At 47.0% G+C, this 1052-nt stretch carries 2 protein-coding genes and 1 pseudogene; all 3 read right to left on the bottom strand.

Going from position 1 to position 1052, the window contains the following annotated elements; all coding sequences use genetic code 11:
• Positions 1 to 552 (bottom strand): flagellar biosynthetic protein FliR (locus R7M72_RS25895; protein WP_318056568.1); only part of this gene is annotated, 552 nt, incomplete at its 3' end.
• Positions 553 to 560: 8 nt separating this feature from the next.
• Positions 561 to 830: a flagellar biosynthesis protein FliQ gene (fliQ, locus tag R7M72_RS25890; protein ID WP_005457784.1), complete on the bottom strand. Its 270-nt coding sequence runs from the start codon at positions 828 to 830 to the stop codon at positions 561 to 563.
• A 26-nt stretch (positions 831 to 856) separates the two neighbouring features.
• Positions 857 to 1052: pseudogene (locus R7M72_RS25885) on the bottom strand (flagellar biosynthetic protein FliP); the annotation flags it as partial.

The following is a 1052-nucleotide window of genomic DNA, read 5'->3' as shown; positions in this document are numbered from 1 at the left end:
AGCAGTTTTGAACATAATACCAAGCCAACCCGCCATATCACGAAAATCCACCGCGGTAAGCGTGCCCGACCCTATCGGTAGGGTTTTAAAGCTGAACACCACCAGTTGCAGCATTTTTAAGTGACCATCGGTTGCGAGGAAAAACATGGTGGTCAAGAACATGAACAATTGACCGAGCAATGGCGTGTTCTGACCATTGGCAGGATCGACCATCGACGCAAAACCCAAGCTCGATTGCATACCAAGGATTTGCCCGAGCAACACAAACGTTTGGATCATAAATTGCGTCACCATGCCCATCGCGACGCCAATGATCATCTGCTCTGCGATGGTCATAAAACCACGAAATGAGAGCAGTTGAATGTCTTGCGGAACAGCAGGAATAGCGGGCCTCACGGCAAAAGTAATCGCAAGGCCGAGATACAAACGAATACGAGGAGAAACAAAGCGAGCGCCAGTAACGGTCATTACCATCAACATCGACGAGATACGAACGTACGGCCAAAAATAATTGGCTATCCAGTCTAAGATGATTTGAGTGGGATACTCCATACCAGCCTCTAGTACAGAACCTGAGGCAAGCGCTCAATCAAGCCGAAGAAATATTCCATCAGCATTTGCGTCATCCAGTGACCAAACAGCATCAAAGCTAACAAAGTCACGATCAAACGAGGTAAGAAGCTTAATGTCTGTTCGTTAATTGACGTCGCGGCTTGAAAAATCGCCACGACCAAACCGATGAGCAAACTAGGGATAATAATGGCACAGACCATGATCAACACCATCCACAGTGCCTCACGGAAAAGCTCGACAAACATTTCAGGAGTCATGTCTTACCTCTTTTCTCTGTGCCAATCTAAAGGGCAAAACTGCCGGCTAAGGTCGACAATATCAAGTTCCAACCATCCACCAACACAAACAGCATCAACTTAAACGGCAGCGATACAATCATTGGCGATAGCATCATCATACCCATGGCCATCAAGACGCTAGCGACCACCAAGTCGATGATCAAAAACGGAATGAACAGCATAAAGCCGATTTGGAACGCA

Source organism: Vibrio sp. YT-18 (assembly GCF_033337345.1).
Taxonomy (GTDB): Bacteria; Pseudomonadota; Gammaproteobacteria; order Enterobacterales; family Vibrionaceae; genus Vibrio; species Vibrio alginolyticus.
Note: the sequence above shows the minus strand (reverse complement) of the source record. Positions and strands in the feature narration are given on the sequence as shown.